The sequence below is a fragment of the Streptomyces sp. R-74717 genome (assembly GCF_047305335.1).
Classification (GTDB): Bacteria; Actinomycetota; Actinomycetes; order Streptomycetales; family Streptomycetaceae; genus Streptomyces; species Streptomyces atratus.
The window spans coordinates 4,305,377-4,321,006 of record NZ_CP102361.1 but is presented as its reverse complement, the minus strand read 5'-3'; the positions used below and the strand labels follow the sequence as shown (position 1 = coordinate 4,321,006).

Sequence of the window (15,630 nt, the reverse complement as noted above, 5' to 3'; positions counted from 1 at the left end):
CGCTTGACGAACCGCGTCGGCCACATCAAGCCCGTCCGGCGATTGAGGACGGAACCCCAGGCGTCGAGGACCTCAGGAGGGCGGAGGCCGGCGCGGATCGGACCCTTCGTCCGGTACGACGGGGTACGGGGCCGTGTCCTGGTCCTCCGGGCCCGGAGGCGGGCCCTCGCGGCGGGCCGCCGGAGAGGGCCCCGTGTACGGGTCCGGCTCGGGCTCCGGCAACGTACTCGTCTGCACGGAGGGCCCCGGCTCCTGCGTGGGCGGCCACGTATCCGGATTCTCCGATCCGGGCGCCTCATACGGCTGGTCACGGCCCCCGCGGACAGGCCGGCGCCCACCGCGCCGCCCCGGCATCACCACCGCGCCCAGCAGCAACAGCACCGCGCCACCCACCGCGTACGCCACCCCCCACTGCAGCCCAAAACCGTCGCCCGCGACGGTCAGACTGCCCACTGATTCCCCCTGGCGCACCATCCACAGCACGGTGAACCCGAGCACCACCACACCCGCGGACGCCACCAGCAGACGCGACCGCAGCACCACACCGACCACCGTCAGCAGGGCGGCGAAGAGAAAGGCCAGGAAGATCGAGCCCAGCGGCCCTGGCCGGCTGCCGGTGACACCCGTGAACAGCTCGTCGATCCGGTAATGACGCCCCAGACGGCCGTCGTACCAGTCACGGAAGGGGCTCAGCACGGCGGCCGCCGCTCCGGCGAGAGCCAGGAACGAGCCGAGGACGTTGCGGACCATCATCGGCCTCCTGCGTGTGCGTGGACCGGCGTCACGGATCAGCACCGCTCTCGGCCTCGACGCTACGCCCGGCCCCTGACCCCCGCACCTTGCGCTAGCGTGTCGCGCGGTCGTTCGACAGCAGTAACAGCACATTCGGCAGCAACAGCACGGACAACAGCACAGACAACAACACAAGGGGGGCTGCATCGATGATGCGGCAGCACATAAAATTTTCCGCGGTACTGGTCGTGGTGGTACTCGCACTCACCGGCTTCTCGACCTCCAGCCACGGCGGCCGAAGCGGCAAGAGCAAGGGGTCGAGCAGCAGCAGCAGCAGCAGCGGCGGCGGATGCTCCAACTCCAAGAAGAGCAACGGCAGCTACCACGACAACAACAACTACGACAACAACAACTACGACGACAACGACTACGACTCGTCGAGCAGTTCCTCCGGCAATACCGGCTACGAGGCGCCGACCCCGAGCGCCACCGCTTCGGACGCGCCCCAGGCGCACGTCTTCCGCTGCGCCCAGCCCCGCAAGGGCAAGCGCAAGGCCGTCACCACCTCCACCGTCCGGCTCACGGCGAACGCCGTAGGCTCGCACACCTACGAAGTCGATGTGACCTTCCTCGACGCACAGGGCAACACCGTCGACACCGGTGAGGCGAAGGTGGACGTCGAGGGTGGCGAGACCAAGACCGTCTCCGTGCGGATGGACAGCCCGCGCAAGGTCTCCCGGGTGAAGAAGTGCCGGGTCGCGGCCGAGCTGAGTTACTGACCTCACCGCGTCCGGAACTCATTGCCGCCCCGCCCCCGGAACAACTCGGCCTGCCGCTCCGGCGGCAGGTTCCCGAGTGCGATCAGGTGCGGGGCGTGGGCCATGGCCTGCGCCCTGGCCGCCTCCTTCGCGGACCACACCGCCCGTACCGTCCCCTGCACCGCCCGGGTCGGGTACGAGGCGATCACTCCCGCCGCCCGCAGCGCCGCCGCCACCGCGCCGCCGGGTGCCGTCACCTCACTGACCAGCCCGGTCTCGTACGCCCGGCGGGCCGTGACCCGTTCGGCCGTACCCATCAGGGACATCCGGGCCACCTCGCCGAACGGCATCCGCTGCGCCATGGAGATCGCCTCGTACGCGCTGACCATGCCGTACGTCGTGTGCGGGTCGAAGAACGTCGCCTCCTCGGACGCGATGACGAACTCCGCCTCGCCCAGCAGATAGAACGCCCCGCCGCAGGCCATCCCCTCCACGGCCGCGATCACCGGCTTCCACAGGTCGTTCGCCTTCGGCCCGATCGCGATCAGCGGATCGTCGATCGTGTACGGGGACGAGGGCTGCGGCACCTCCACGCCCCGGTCGATCCCCGTACAGAAGGCCCGGCCGCCCGCACCGGTGACGACAACGGCTCGCACCCCGTCGTCGAATCGGAACGCCCGCCAGGCGGCGGCCAGTTCAGCGGCCGTCGCCAGGTCGATCGCATTGAGCTTCTCGGGCCGGTCGAGGGTGACGAGCGCGACCCCGGTCTCCTTGTCCGTCTCCGTCCGCAGCGCCATCACCGATCACCTCTCCAGCAGCCAACGCACCAGGGTCACCCCGGAACCGGCCGGGCAGAACACCACCCGCACCGGCGCCCCGATCCGCAGCCGCCCCGGATCGACCGAGTCCAGCGGGGCGTCCGGACCGCTCACCACATTCCCGACCAGCCGGATGTCCGGGGCGTCGGCCAGCTCGACCACGACGGCGTTGTACGGGGCCTGCGCGGCGTACGCGGGCAGCAGCGGCGGATGCGGCAGCACGTACGACCAGATGCGGCCGCGTCCGCTCATCGGCCGCCACTCGCTCTCGAAGGACTGGCAGTGCGGGCAGCACGGCCGGGGCGGGAAGCGGAGCCTTCCGCACTCCGGGGCGGCGCAGGCCTGGACGCGGAGTTCGCCGCGGGCCGCGTACTCCCAGAAGGGTGCACCGTCCTCGTCCACGACGGGCAGCAGCAGAGCATCCATCCCGGTCAACTCCTCAGCAGTACGGCAGATGTGGGAACGCCCTCACCGGCGGTGACCAGACACGTCCCGGCGTTCGGGACCTGTGCGGTGGAGACGCCGCGCAACTGCTTCACGCCCTCGTTGATGAGGTTGAAGCCATGCACATACGCCTCGCTGAGCCCGCCGCCCCCGGTGTTGATGGGCAGCCGCCCGCCGCTCTCCAGCGCCCCGCCCTCGGTGAACGCCGCGCCCTCGCCGCGCCCGCAGAAGCCGTAGCCCTCCAGGGAGAGCGGAATGAGCGGGGTGAACGCGTCGTAGATCTGCGCGACATCCACATCGTCCGGGCCGAAGTCGGCCTGCTTCCACAGCTGCCGGGCGGCCGTCCAGGCGGGTCCGGTGAGCGGGTCGTCGTTCCAGTAATTGACCATGCCGTGGTGCTGGGCGGGCAGCCCCTGGGCGACGGAGTGGATGTAGACGGGTTTCTGCCGGCAGTCGCGGGCCCGCTCCGCCGAGACGATGACGCAGGCCAGCGCCCCGTCGGTCTCCAGACAGTTGTCGAAGAGGCAGAGCGGCTCGCTGATCCAGCGCGAGGTCATATACATGTCGCGGGTCAGCGGCCGTTCGTACATCACCGCGTCCGGGTTCTGGTTGGCGCGGTTGCGGCAGGCGAGTGCGACGTTGAAGAGATGGTCGCGGGTCGCCCCGTACTCGTGCATGTACCTCCGCGCCAGCATCCCGATCTCGTCGGCCGGCCGCAGCAGCCCGTACGGCCGGGTCCACTGGGCGGGGGTGGGCAGTTGCACGGCGGTGTTCCTCCAGGGCCGGGGCCCCGACCCCCGCTTCCGCGACCTCCAGGCGACACCGACACTCGCCTGCCCGGTCGCCACGGCGGCGGCGAGATGCGCGATCGTCGCGCACGAGCCCCCGCCCCCGTACCCCACCTTGCTGAAGAAGGTGACATCGCCCGCCCCGATGGCCTTGGCGATCTCGACCTCGTCGGTCTCCTCCATCGTGTACGAGGCGAAGGCGTCCACCTCCGAGGCGGCGATGCCCGCGTCGTCGAGCGCCGCGACGATGGCCCGGCAGGCCAATGTCTTCTCGGATTCGGGCAGTTGCTTCGCGAAGGCCGTCTGCCCTATGCCGGCTATCGCTGTCACGTCCTTGAGTGCCGCCACCGCCACCTCCGAGACCGTCATGACTGCTGACAGCGGCTGAGGCTACAGCTAATCTGACGGATAGTCAGCTACTGCGTCAGGAGGGCGAGCGATGCGCGGCGACGAGGAATGGGGCAGCATCCCGAAGCTGATACGGGCGGCGGCGCGGCGGTACGGGGACCGGGAGGCGGTCGTCGAGGGACGGACCCGGATCTCGTACGCCGAACTCGGCGACCGCGTCGAACGGGCCGCCGCCGCGTGCATGGCCTCGGGCGTGGAGCCGGGGGACCGGGTCGCGATCTGGGCCCCGAACACCCTGGACTGGATCGTCTCCGCGCTCGGCGCGGTCACGGCGGGGGCGGTCCTGGTCCCCCTCAACACCCGCTTCAAGGGCACCGAGGCGGCGTACATCCTGGAACGCAGCCGGGCGAAACTGCTCTTCGTCACCGGCACCTTCCTCGGTACGTCGTACGTGGCGTCCCTGCGCCGGGCCGACGTGCAACTCCCCCACCTGGAGCGGGTGGTGGTGCTGGCGGACAGCGCCCCCGACGACTACGTCACCTGGAAGGACTTCCTGGCGGCGGGGGAGGGGGTGTCCGGAGCGGCGGTAGGCTCCCGCGCCGACGCGATCGCCCCCTCGGCCCCCTCCGACATCATCTACACCTCGGGTACCACGGGCCGGCCCAAGGGCGCCGTCATCACCCACGCCCAGACCCTGCGCTGCTACGCGATCTGGAGCGAGCTGGCGGATCTGCGCGAGGGCGACCGCTATCTGATCGTGAACCCCTTCTTCCACACGTTCGGCTACAAGGCGGGCATCATCGCGTGCCTGATGCGGGGCGCGACGATGGTGCCGCAACCGGTGTTCAACGTGGACACGGCCCTGGCCAACATCGCCGCCGAACGCATCTCGGTCCTGCCGGGCCCGCCCACCCTCCACCAGTCCCTCCTGGACCACCCGGCCCGGGGCGCCCACGACCTCTCCGCCCTCCGCCTGGTGGTGACGGGCGCGGCGGTGGTCCCCCTGCGGCTGGTGGAACGCCTGCGCACGGAGCTCGGCATAGCGACGGTCCTCACCGCGTACGGCCTCTCCGAGGCGAGCGGCATCGTCACCATGTGCCGCCGCGGCGACCCGATGGAGACGATCGCCTCGACGTCGGGCCGGGCGATCGACGACACGGAGATCCGCGTCCTGGCCGCCCCCGGCATGCCCGGCGAGGTCCTGGTCCGCGGGTTCAACGTGATGCAGGGCTACTTCGAGGACCCGGAGACCACAGCCGCCACGATCACCGCCGACGGCTGGCTCCGCACGGGCGACGTGGGTGTCCTCGACGAGGACGGCAACCTCCGGATCACCGACCGGATCAAGGACATGTTCATCGTCGGCGGCTTCAACGCGTACCCCGCCGAGATCGAACAGCTCCTCGGCCTGCACCCGGATGTGGCCGACGTGGCGGTGATCGGCATCCCGGACCCCCGACTGGGCGAGGTGGGCAAGGCGTACGCGGTCCGCAGGCCGGGCGCGACGGTGACGGCCGACGACCTGATCGCCTGGTCCCGCCGCGAGATGGCGAACTACAAGGTCCCGAGGGCGGTGGAGTTCGTGACCGAGCTGCCGCGCAATGCGAGCGGCAAGGTGGTGAAGGGGGAGCTGCGGGGCCGGAGGTAGAGGGGAGGGCTCAGAGCGACGGCCAGCCTGTCAACCTGGATGATGTACACGCATCGGTGGCGGATGACGGTCAGGTACAGAAACATCCCGCCGGGCACGTATGCCGTCTGCACTCCGTCGCCCGCACCCTGGAACGTCGTGCCGTCGAGGTGCAGGGCGGAGGCGGCCAGGACGAGGCGATCGGGCTGCTGGCGGACACCGGCCTGCACGGCCACGAGTACGCCATCGACGCGGCGCTCGCTGTGATCGCGGGGCGGCAGCGGGGCGGGTTGCGGTGTTCACCTCGGGCGAGGACGACATGCGGAAGCTGTGTCGGCCGGAGGTGCAGGTCAGGGGGGCCGTAGGCGGTATGACAGAGGGGCCCGAGCCATGTGGCTGGACCCCTCTTTGCAGACATGCAGCGGCCGCGACGGCTCCCCCTCCGCGCCGCCGCGGCCGCTCCCCGTGCGGGTTAGGTCTAGACGGGCTTCGGCGCCGAGGCGTGGCTGTCGAGAGTGGTGATCTGCTCGCCGGAGGCGTGGCTGTCCTGGACGGTGAGCTCCTCGCCGGAGGCGTGGCTGTCCAGCGGCTTGATGACGCCGCCCGAGGCGTGGCTGTCCTGAACCGTGAGCTCCTCGCCGGAGGCGTGGCTGTCCAGCGGCTTGACGGCAGGCTTCTTGGCGTCGCTCATTGTGGTCAACTCCCGTGAGTCATTTGGTGCTACAGGTAGGTGATGCCCGCCCGGAGGTTCCCCCGTGGATCGCCGGGCGGGCATCACTGGGCCGTTCACCATAATGGGGCGGCCTCTTCGTCGATCCGTCTGCCCCCCGACGCGACGGCTCGATGTACGTAAGAGTGCCGCCCGCCGATAAACGAACGATGAACGCCGTCGAGGGGGTTCCCTCACGCCGCCGCGACGGGTGAGAGGAGTCCGCGGACCTCGTCGACCTCGGCCGAGCCCAGCTGCTCATAGATGGCCAACGCCTCTGTCCAGCAAGCCCTGGCCCGGTCCGGCTGTTCCAACTGCATCAGCGCTTTCCCCAGCACGGTGAGTACAGTGCCGCGGCGCCACTCGCCGCCGATACCTCGCAGGGCGATCGCCTGCTCCGCATGAGCTGCGGACAGTGTGTGACGCCCTGCTGTGAGATGCACTTCCGCCAGTCGGAAGTGGGTGACGCCCTCCCATAGAGGCTGACGATTCTCGTGGAAGATGCCCAGCGCCTGCGTCAGCTGTTCCAGCGCTTCGGGCAGTCGTTTGGCTTCGGCGAGTGCGAGGCCGAGAGCGTAACGGCCGTTTGCCAGGCGCAGGGCAAGGCCCAGGCGGTCGTAGATCTCGATGCCCTGTTCTGCGAGGTCTATAGCACTGTCGGTCCGGAAAAGAGCCAGATGGATCCTGGAGAGGTTGCACAGTGCGCTCGCCTCTCCAGGCTTGTTGCCATCGGCACGGAACGCTTCGATTGCTTTCTGGAGATAGGCCTCTCCCTCCGCATGATGGTTGCGGTAGATGGCGAGGATGCCTCGCTCGTTGGGGGCGTTGCCGCTCGTCCACGGATCATCTGCGGCAATTCCGAGCGACATGGCCTGGTGCGCCTCGATATCAGCCTGCTCGAACCGGCCGGCTGTGCTGTACACCTGCGTGAGGGTGGTGCGGGCGCGACCCTCTGCACGGGCGTCGCCCGCGGCTGCGGCCGCATCGCGCAGAGCGAGAGCAGCGGTTTCGTATCGGCGGGCATTCGCCCCCGATTCCGCGAGGTCCTTGACTGCCATGAGCAGATCGACCGCTCGTCGCAGAGTCCCCTGCCCGAGGGACTGCAGTACGCACGCGAGCAGGCAGTCCGCCTCGGAATAGAGCCAGTCGAGCGCCTGGGGCCGATCCGCGAACGCGAGCCCCGGATACTGGCTGGGTTCCAAGTGGTCGACTGTCCGATCCCCCGGCCGCTCCAGCGCGTACACCCCCGCCGCCGTGGCCAGATAGAAGTCCAGCAGCCGCGACAGCGCCAACGCCCGCTCCTGTGGCGGCTGTTCGTCCCGTTCCGCGCAAGAACGCGCGTAGAGGCGTACCAGGTCGTGGTAGCGGTAGCGGCCCGGGGCCGCCGACTCCAGGAGGCTGGTGTCGACCAGGGCCTCCAGCAGGTCTTCCGCCGCGTGGGCCTCCAGGTTGAGCAGGGCCGCCGCCGCAGCCAGGGAGACGTCGGGGCCGTCGGCCAGGCCGAGGAGGCGGAAGGCGCGGGCCTGGGCGGGTTCCAGTTGGCCGTAGCCGAGTTCGAAGGTGGCCTTCACCGCGAGGTCCCCGGCCTGGAGTTCGTCCAGGCGGCGGCGTTCGTCGGCGAGTTTGGCGGCCAGGACGGAGACCGTCCAGATGCGGCGTGAGGCCAGGCGGGAGGCGGCGATGCGGATGGCCAGGGGGAGGAAGCCGCAGGCGGCGACCACGTCGAGGGCGGCCTCGCGCTCGGTGTTGATGCGCTCCTCGCCCACGATGCGGGTGAAGAGCTGGAGCGCCTCCGCCGGGGACATCACGTCCAGGTCGACCAGGTGCGCGCCGGCCAGGTCGACCATGCGGACGCGGCTGGTGACCAGGGCCGCGCAGCCCGCGGTGCCCGGGAGGAGGGGGCGGATCTGGGCCGCGTCGTGGGCGTTGTCGAGGAGGACCAGGATGCGGCGGCCGTCGAGCGTGGACCGGTAGAGGGCGGCGCGTTCGTCCAGGGAGTCCGGGATCGCCGAGTCCGCCGTGCCCAGCGCGCGCAGGAAGGCGCCGAGGACCGTCTCCGGTTCGGCGGCGCGGGCGCCGGCGCCCTGGAGGTCCACGTACAGCTGACCGTCCGGGAAGTGCTGGCGCGCCTGGTGGGCGACGTGCACGGCGAGGGTCGTCTTGCCGACGCCGCCGATGCCGGCCAGTGCCGAGACGGCCATGACCGAACCCTCGGCGGTCGCCAGCCGGTCGCCCAGCTCCCGTACGAAGGAGGCGCGGCCCGTGAAGTCGGGAACGGTGGCCGGTAGCTGGGCCGGGCGCACCGGTGCGGGGACCGGGGCCGGTTCGTCGGCCGGGCGGGCCAGTTCCTCGTCGGCCTGCAGGATGCGCTGCTGGAGCTGGGAGAGCTCGGGGCGCGGGTCGACGCCCAGTTCGTCGGCGAGCAGCCGACGGGTGTCGGCGTACACCGCGAGCGCCTCGGCCTGGCGGCCGCTGCGGTACAGGGCGACCATGAGGAGTTCGCGCAGCCGTTCGCGCAGCGGATGCGCGGCGGTGAGCGCGGTCAGTTCGGAGACCGCCTCCGCGTGGCAGCCGACCTCCAGGTCCAGGTCGAGGCGGGTTTCGGTGAGCTGGAGCCGCCACTCCTCCAGACGGGTGCGCTGATTCTCGGCGTACGGGCCGGGCACGGAGGCCAGGGCCTCGCCGTCCCACAGGCCGAGCGCCTTGTTGAAGAGGGCGCGGGCCTGGGCGCGGTCGCCACCGGCCCGGGCCTTCTCCGCCTCGGCTGCCAGCTCCTGGGCCACCGTCAGGTCGAGGGCGTCGTGCCTGGCCTGGATCGCGTATCCGCCGGCGTCGCTGACCAGCGTCTGCGGGTCGAGGATCTTGCGGAGCCGGCTGGCGTACGTGCGTACGGCGGCGAGCGCCTGCGAGGGCGGTTCCTCGCCCCAGATGGCGTCGATGAGTTCGGAGGCCGTGGCCGTGCGGCCACCGCGCAGAAGCAGTGCGGTCAGCAGGGCGCGCTGCTGAGGCGAACCGGACGGCAGCGCCTCTCCGCCCCGCCATGCCCGCACCGGGCCGAGCACGGCAAAGCGCAGATCGGCGCCGTCGGCCGATCGTTGCCCAGGAGCACGCTGCTCCGGAACATGCATGCGCGGCCCGTTGTCACGGTCCATTGCTGCCCCCTGCCCTGCTCGCCCCGCCGGTCCTGCCGATCGTGCTGGTGCTGTCTGTTTCGGATGGCCCGCCCACGTGCCGGTCCGGTGCGGGTGGATCCGGATTGTTCGGTACCGCTGGTATCGCGCTCAACAGTCTGCCTTGTTTTGGGCGGACACGTCAGCAGCGGGTGACTCTCTGCACAAGCCCTCGACAACGATTGTGGAACGTGGGCCGGTAAGGGTAGCTGACGGTTCGTCAGATCGGCGCTACCGTGGGAGGCATGGAGACCTTCCCGAAGATCATCTCGGTGGACGACCACACGGTGGAGCCCGCTCATGTCTGGCGGGACCGGCTCCCGTCCAAGTACCTCGACCGCGGCCCGCGTATCGTCCGCGCACCGCTCAAGGAAATGACCTTCATGGGCGGCAAGTTCGCGCCCGTGATGGGTGCGAAGGGCGACGACGGGCCGGTCGGCGACTGGTGGGTGTACGAGGATCTGCACCGCCCGCTCACCCGGCTCGACACCGCGGTCGGCTACGACCGCGACGAGATCAGGCTTGAGGTCATCACGTACGAGCAGATGCGCCCGGGGTCGTTCTCGGTCCCCGACCGGCTCGCCGACATGGACGTCAACCACGTCCAGTCCGCACTCTGCTTCCCCACCTTCCCCCGCTTCTGCGGCCAGACCTTCACCGAAGCGAAGGACCGCGAGCTGGGGCTGCTCGGGGTGCGGGCGTACAACGACTGGATGGTGGACGAGTGGTGCGGCCCCGAGGCGCGGGGTCGGCTCATCCCGCTCACCCTGATCCCGCTCTGGGACGCGCAGTTGGCAGCGGACGAGGTCCGGCGGAACGCGGCGCGCGGTGTGCGCGCGGTGGCGTTCTCCGAAATACCTCCGCATCTCGGGCTGCCGTCCATTCATACGGACGAGTGGGATCCGTTCCTGCGGGCCTGTGACGAGACGGGGACGGTGATCGCGATGCACATCGGCTCGTCCTCGAGGATGCCGTCCACCTCGGCCGACGCCCCGCCCGCCGTCGGTTCCACCATCACCTTCGCCAACTGCTGCTTCTCGATGGTCGACTGGCTGATGAGCGGCAAGTTCGAACGGTTCCCGAACCTGCGGATCATGTACGCGGAGGGCCAGATCGGCTGGATCCCGTACATCCTGGAACGCGCCGACGTGGTCTGGGAGGAGAACCGGGCCTGGGGCGGCGTTGCCGACAAGGTCCACCGCCCGCCGTCGGAGCTGTTCGCCGAACATGTCTACGGCTGCTTCTTCGACGATGCCTTCGGGCTGAAGAACCTCGACTCGATCGGCGTCGGGAACGTTCTGTACGAGACGGACTACCCGCACTCCGACTCCACCTGGCCCAAGTCGCGCGAGGTCGGCGAGGCGCAGATGGGGCATCTGGACGCCGATGTCGTGGACCGAATCGTGCGCCGCAACGCGATCGACCTGCTGGGGCTGACGGACGACGGGCTGTGGGCGGGGCCCGGAGGACGGTAGGGGGTGCGAAGGAACGTGACACCCGAGGGGTGGGGTGTCACGTTCCTTTCGGCCTATGGACGTCCGAGGGGGATCAGGCCCTGGTGACCGGCTCCTGGAGTTCCGTCACCCACTTGTCCTGGTCCTCAGGGCACTCCAGGCTGATCTCGCGGGCGTATCCCGCGGACCGGTAGCCATTGGCGTCGATCCAGCGGGCCAGGGCCTGGGCCGTCGGCAGTACGCCGTCCATCGAACCCCGGTGGACCATGGTCGCCGCCTCGATCGGGGGCAGCTCGACCACCGTGATCCCGGTGTCGCCGAGCGGGCCCACCGGGGCGGAGACCGTCACCCCGGCGTGGACGACAACCGCGCCGCCACCCTCCGGAGCATCCTCGTAGTGTGCGATACCGGGGCCGCTCGGGGTGACGCCCACCGTGCCCAGCAGCGGGAAGAGCCGGTCGTACAGCGGACCGATCACCGGAGTGATGCCCTCCGGTTCGTAGCTCGCCGCCGTGCCGGTCAGCTCGGCCACCCGTACCGCGGCAACACTCTTGACCACTACATCGTCCGCAGACATGCGTCCCTCGCTCTCGATCGACCGGAGCCTCGCCTCGACCTGGGCCAGCCGTGCGGCCGCAGCCGCCATGGCCTCCTCCAGCTCCGCCCGCCGCAGCCGCAGCATCCCGCGCAGTTCCTCCGATCCCACCTGCTCGTCGAGGATGGCCTGCACCTGCTGGAGCGTGAAGCCGAGATCCTTGAGGGCGATGATGCGGTTGAGACGTGCGAGCTGGGCGGCCCCGTAGAAGCGGTAGCCGGTGGCGGGGTCGGTGCGGTCGGGGTGCAGGAGCCCGATGGCGTCGTAGTGGCGCAGCATCCGGGCCGACACCCGTCCGTACCGGGCGAAGTCTCCGATGGTGAACATGATGTCTCCCACTGCACTGCTTCACACGGTGTCAAGGTCAAGCATCGCAGCGCCCCGATGCCGCCGAGCGGGAAAAGGCGGGAGAAGAGGCAGGAGCCCCGCTCCTCCGCCGAGGCGGAGGAGCGGGGCTCCTTGGGTACTACTAGCCGGCCGCGATCGGCCGACCCGGGCAACTAGGCCGGGGTGACGTTCTCAGCCTGCGGACCCTTGGGTCCCTGAGTGACGTCGAAGTTCACGACCTGGTTCTCCTCGAGGGAGCGGAACCCGGACGCGTTGATCGCGGAGTAGTGGACGAAGACATCCGGGCCGCCGCCGTCCTGGGCGATGAAGCCGAAGCCCTTTTCAGCGTTGAACCACTTGACGGTTCCGGTAGCCATAAGCCCTCCTTGGGCCAAAGGGTTGCCCTGCTCCAGAACCTGCAAAGAAGTCTGAAAACTACAAAAGCCTGCGGGTTACATGCTCCGCAGGCTCTGTACTGCAAGGGAAACCAAACTGCAACTTGCGTCGAGCCTAGCACGCAGTGTGTACGGAAGGGTAGAGGGAAAGATCACTTCACTCGGATGTTTGATAGCCGTGCCGATGAGCTGACGAAGCGGGTGTCCCGGAGGGTGTTGTGGAGGCGTCTTCAGGCGGTACGGGGGAAGGCTTTGGCGTGCTCCCCGGGGCGGTATCGGTGCGCCCCGGGAGTGGGACCGGGTGACGCCCCGCGCACCCGGTGCCATCCGGGCGGTACCACGGGTCTAGCCTCGCGATGTGGACAATTCAACCGTCTCAACTGTCGCAGGCGACGACCGTCGCAGCCGGCCGCGCGTCGGCCACATCCAGTTCCTGAACTGCCTCCCCCTGTACTGGGGACTGGCGAGAACCGGAACCCTGCTCGACCTGGAGCTCTCGAAGGACACCCCGGAGAAGCTCAGCGAGCAACTGATCAGGGGCGATCTGGACATCGGTCCCGTCACGCTGGTGGAGTTCCTCCGCAACGCCGACGACCTGGTCGCCTTCCCGGACATCGCGGTGGGCTGCGACGGGCCCGTCATGTCGTGCGTGATCGTGTCGCAGGTGCCGCTGGACCGGCTGGACCGGGCCCGGGTGGCGCTCGGTTCTACCTCGCGCACCTCCGTGCGTCTGGCCCAGCTCCTGCTCGCCGAGCGGTACGGGGTCAGCCCGGACTACTACACCTGCCCGCCGGACCTCGGCGTGATGATGCAGGAGGCGGACGCCGCCGTGCTGATCGGCGACGCCGCGCTGCGCGCCAACCTGCACGACGCGCCCCGGCTCGGTCTCCAGGTCCACGACCTGGGCCGGATGTGGAAGGACTGGACCGGGTTGCCGTTCGTCTTCGCGGTCTGGGCGGCCCGCAAGGACTATCTGGCGGCCGAGCCCCACCACGTGAGCAAGGTGCACGAGGCCTTCCTGGCCTCGCGGGACGTCTCCCTGGAGGAAGTCACCAAGGTCGCGGAGCAGGCGGCGCGCTGGGAGGCCTTCGACGCGGAGGTGCTGGAGCGGTACTTCACGACCCTGGACTTCCGCTTCGGCCCGGACCAGCTGGCGGGCGTACAGGAGTTCGCGCGCCGGGTCGGTCCGACGACCGGCTTCCCGGCGGACGTGAAGGTCGAGCTGCTCGGCGGCTGACCGGGCGGCGGGGCGGGACGCCGGACGCGCACCGAGTACGCCGTGCGCCGGAATGGCCGGGGCTATAGGGGAATCTTGTACCTCTGCGTTCGATATCTCTTCCCGCCTCCGCTCTCACCCCTTCTCCCGGCCCGGCTATCGATTCGGGTTAATACGCGTCGAATAGCCGATTCCCGGATGGTGTGCGGGGAGAGTGCCGGTCGTGTTCCGGAATCGCTCGGGTGAACGACGCATTCACGCCTTTTGTTGTGTCGAAAGCCGTTGTTCGTTCCCTTAGGGGTGAAATCGGCGGATGGTTTCCTCTGTGACCCGATGACCTTCGCACCTAGGCTTCGGTCGGAGGTCCGGCCGGTACACAGGGGGAGTCCAAATGCAGCCGCTGGAAGCCGGCGAACCGCTGACCATCGGTGCCTACCGACTGCTCGGCAGGCTCGGTGCGGGCGGCATGGGCCGGGTCTATCTGGGGCGCAGCGCGGGCGGACGTACCGTCGCGGTCAAGGTCGTGCACCCCCACTTCGCTCTCGACGAGCAGTTCCGGGCCCGCTTCCGGCGGGAGGTGGACGCGGCACGGCGGATCGGTGCGCAGTGGACGGCGCCCGTCCTGGACGCCGACCCGGACGCCCCCATTCCATGGGTCGCCACCGGCTATGTGGCAGGGCCCCCGCTGTCCACCGCGGTCGCCGAGCACGGGCCGCTGCCCGAGCACGCGGTGCGGACGCTGGGTGCCGGACTCGGGGAGGCGCTGGCCGCGGTGCACGAGCAGGGCCTCATCCACCGCGATGTGAAGCCCTCCAACGTGCTGCTCGCCCTCGACGGCCCCCGGCTGATCGACTTCGGGATCGCCCACGCCATCGGTGCCACCGCCTCGCTCACCTCCACCGGGGTCTCCGTCGGCTCGCCGGGCTACATGGCACCGGAGCAGATCCGGGGCGTGGACATCTCGGGCGCGGCCGATGTCTTCTCGCTCGGCGCGGTGCTCGCGTACGCGGCGACCGGTACCGCCCCCTTCCTCGGCGACTCCTCCGCCGTACTGCTCTACAAGGTGGTGCACGAGGAGCCCGAGCTGGGGGAGCTGGAGGGGGAGCTGCGGGACGTCGTCGCCGGGTGTCTGGAGAAGGACCCGGAGGACCGGCCGACCCCCACGGAGCTGGCCCGGCAGCTGGCGCCGGGCGGGGCGGCGGCGCTCGTGGCGGCGGGCTGGCTGCCGGGTCCTCTGGTGCGCGAGGTCAGCCGGGCGGCGGTCGCACTGCTGGACCTGGAACCGCAGGACGCGCCGGTGCAGTCGGGGCCGGTGCCGTTCAGCAGTGCGGCGTGGGGCGCGGGCGGCGCAGGTGGTGCGGGCGGTGGGTTCGGTCCGCCGATCGAGCCGTTCCCGTCGCATGAACCGACCCGGCCGCCCCGGCCGAACGGGCCGCCCTCGTGGCCGGCGACCGCCGGTATGGCCGAGTCCGCCGGGGCGTCGCGGCCGACCGGGTCGTCCGGGCTGCCCGGGCAACGTACGCCCGACCCCCGTTTCTCCGTCACCGTCAGCGCGGACTCCGCCCCGGCCCGCCCCGATGCGAACCGCGGCCGGAGGCTGAGCTGCACCGTCGCCCTCGCTGTGGCGGGCGCCCTCGCCGCCGTGACCGTGGGCAGTGCGTACATCTTCGATCTGATGCCGGGCGGCGGCGGCCGGGACACCGCCGAACACGGCGGTGTCGGCCACACCCCGCCGGCCGCCACGCCCTCAGGGCGGCCGTCGCAGCCCTCGGACTCGGGCACGGGTGACCCGGAGCAGATCAGCGAGCTCCCGAAGGCGTTCATCGGCACGTGGAAGGGCCCGATCACCGAGAAGACCTCCGGGCAGTCGCACGGCACGCTCACCGCCGTGTTCACCGAGGGGAAGAAGGGCGCGGACGTGGTCCGTATGACCACGGAGGTCAGCGCTCTCGGACTGACCGTCCGCTGCAACAGCGTCGCCAGCCTCTCGTCCGGCACCGACAAGGAACTGACGCTCCGGGAGCGCGCCGATCCGCAGCGCCCCGGCGACCCGACCCTCTGCACCTCCCCCACCACCGACGTCCACTTCACACGCGCCGCCGACGGCACCCTCCGCTTCCGGTCCGAGGAGAGCGGCGCGGGACGTCCGTACGGCACGCTCACCCGGTCCGGCAGCTGACCCCGACAGGGGCTGGCGTAGGCTGAACCGGTCCGTAGATCCGTTGAAAAACCGCCGAAAGGTGACAGCC

The 15,630-nt window shown here is 70.1% G+C and carries 13 protein-coding genes; 5 read left to right on the top strand and 8 right to left on the bottom strand.

Annotated features, from left to right (window positions below; all coding sequences use genetic code 11):
- Positions 1–72 precede the first annotated feature (72 nt).
- Positions 73–750: a hypothetical protein gene (locus NRF20_RS19530; protein ID WP_398633375.1), complete on the bottom strand. Its 678-nt coding sequence runs from the start codon at positions 748–750 to the stop codon at positions 73–75.
- A 191-nt stretch (positions 751–941) separates the two neighbouring features.
- Here NRF20_RS19530 and NRF20_RS19525 point away from each other — a divergent pair, with 191 nt between their 5' ends.
- Positions 942–1,511, top strand: a complete 570-nt coding sequence (locus NRF20_RS19525; RefSeq protein WP_413752972.1) for a hypothetical protein — start codon at positions 942–944, stop codon at positions 1,509–1,511.
- 2 nt (positions 1,512–1,513) lie between these two features.
- On the opposite strand, the gene NRF20_RS19520 is transcribed toward NRF20_RS19525, so the two are convergent.
- The 3 genes from NRF20_RS19520 to NRF20_RS19510 are packed head-to-tail and all read right to left on the bottom strand — an operon-like array spanning position 1,514 to position 3,888.
- A complete protein-coding gene (locus NRF20_RS19520) occupies positions 1,514–2,287 on the bottom strand; it encodes an enoyl-CoA hydratase/isomerase family protein (protein ID WP_398633377.1) in 774 nt (257 codons plus the stop codon).
- A gap of 6 nt (positions 2,288–2,293) precedes the next feature.
- On the bottom strand, positions 2,294–2,734 hold the full coding sequence (locus NRF20_RS19515) for a Zn-ribbon domain-containing OB-fold protein (RefSeq protein WP_398633378.1): 441 nt from the start codon (positions 2,732–2,734) through the stop codon (positions 2,294–2,296).
- Between the two features lie 5 nt (positions 2,735–2,739).
- Entirely contained in the window at positions 2,740–3,888 is a 1,149-nt protein-coding gene (locus NRF20_RS19510; protein WP_398633391.1) for a lipid-transfer protein, read from the bottom strand.
- A 91-nt stretch (positions 3,889–3,979) separates the two neighbouring features.
- Here NRF20_RS19510 and NRF20_RS19505 point away from each other — a divergent pair, with 91 nt between their 5' ends.
- A complete protein-coding gene (locus tag NRF20_RS19505; protein ID WP_413752971.1) occupies positions 3,980–5,536 on the top strand; it encodes a FadD3 family acyl-CoA ligase in 1,557 nt (518 codons plus the stop codon).
- A 457-nt stretch (positions 5,537–5,993) separates the two neighbouring features.
- Here the strand turns inward: NRF20_RS19505 and NRF20_RS19500 are convergent, their stop codons facing one another.
- Positions 5,994–6,206, bottom strand: coding sequence for a hypothetical protein (locus NRF20_RS19500; protein ID WP_266358861.1), 213 nt, complete (start codon positions 6,204–6,206; stop codon positions 5,994–5,996).
- Positions 6,207–6,418: 212 nt separating this feature from the next.
- The gene (locus NRF20_RS19495) at positions 6,419–9,376 is read right to left on the bottom strand and encodes a BTAD domain-containing putative transcriptional regulator (RefSeq protein ID WP_413752970.1); all 2,958 of its coding nucleotides are present in this window, start codon (positions 9,374–9,376) and stop codon (positions 6,419–6,421) included.
- Between the two features lie 263 nt (positions 9,377–9,639).
- Here NRF20_RS19495 and NRF20_RS19490 point away from each other — a divergent pair, with 263 nt between their 5' ends.
- Entirely contained in the window at positions 9,640–10,869 is a 1,230-nt protein-coding gene (locus NRF20_RS19490; protein WP_398633381.1) for an amidohydrolase family protein, read from the top strand.
- Positions 10,870–10,942: 73 nt separating this feature from the next.
- On the opposite strand, the gene NRF20_RS19485 is transcribed toward NRF20_RS19490, so the two are convergent.
- Together NRF20_RS19485 and NRF20_RS19480 are read right to left on the bottom strand one after the other, a co-directional pair.
- Entirely contained in the window at positions 10,943–11,770 is an 828-nt protein-coding gene (locus NRF20_RS19485; RefSeq protein WP_398633382.1) for a MerR family transcriptional regulator, read from the bottom strand.
- A gap of 173 nt (positions 11,771–11,943) precedes the next feature.
- Positions 11,944–12,147: a cold-shock protein gene (locus tag NRF20_RS19480; RefSeq protein WP_003967102.1), complete on the bottom strand. Its 204-nt coding sequence runs from the start codon at positions 12,145–12,147 to the stop codon at positions 11,944–11,946.
- Positions 12,148–12,523: 376 nt separating this feature from the next.
- On the opposite strand from NRF20_RS19480, the gene NRF20_RS19475 reads away from it, so the two are divergent.
- Positions 12,524–13,402: a menaquinone biosynthetic enzyme MqnA/MqnD family protein gene (locus NRF20_RS19475; RefSeq protein WP_413752969.1), complete on the top strand. Its 879-nt coding sequence runs from the start codon at positions 12,524–12,526 to the stop codon at positions 13,400–13,402.
- 370 nt (positions 13,403–13,772) lie between these two features.
- A complete protein-coding gene (locus NRF20_RS19470) occupies positions 13,773–15,560 on the top strand; it encodes a protein kinase domain-containing protein (RefSeq protein ID WP_413752968.1) in 1,788 nt (595 codons plus the stop codon).
- Positions 15,561–15,630: the final 70 nt, after the last annotated feature.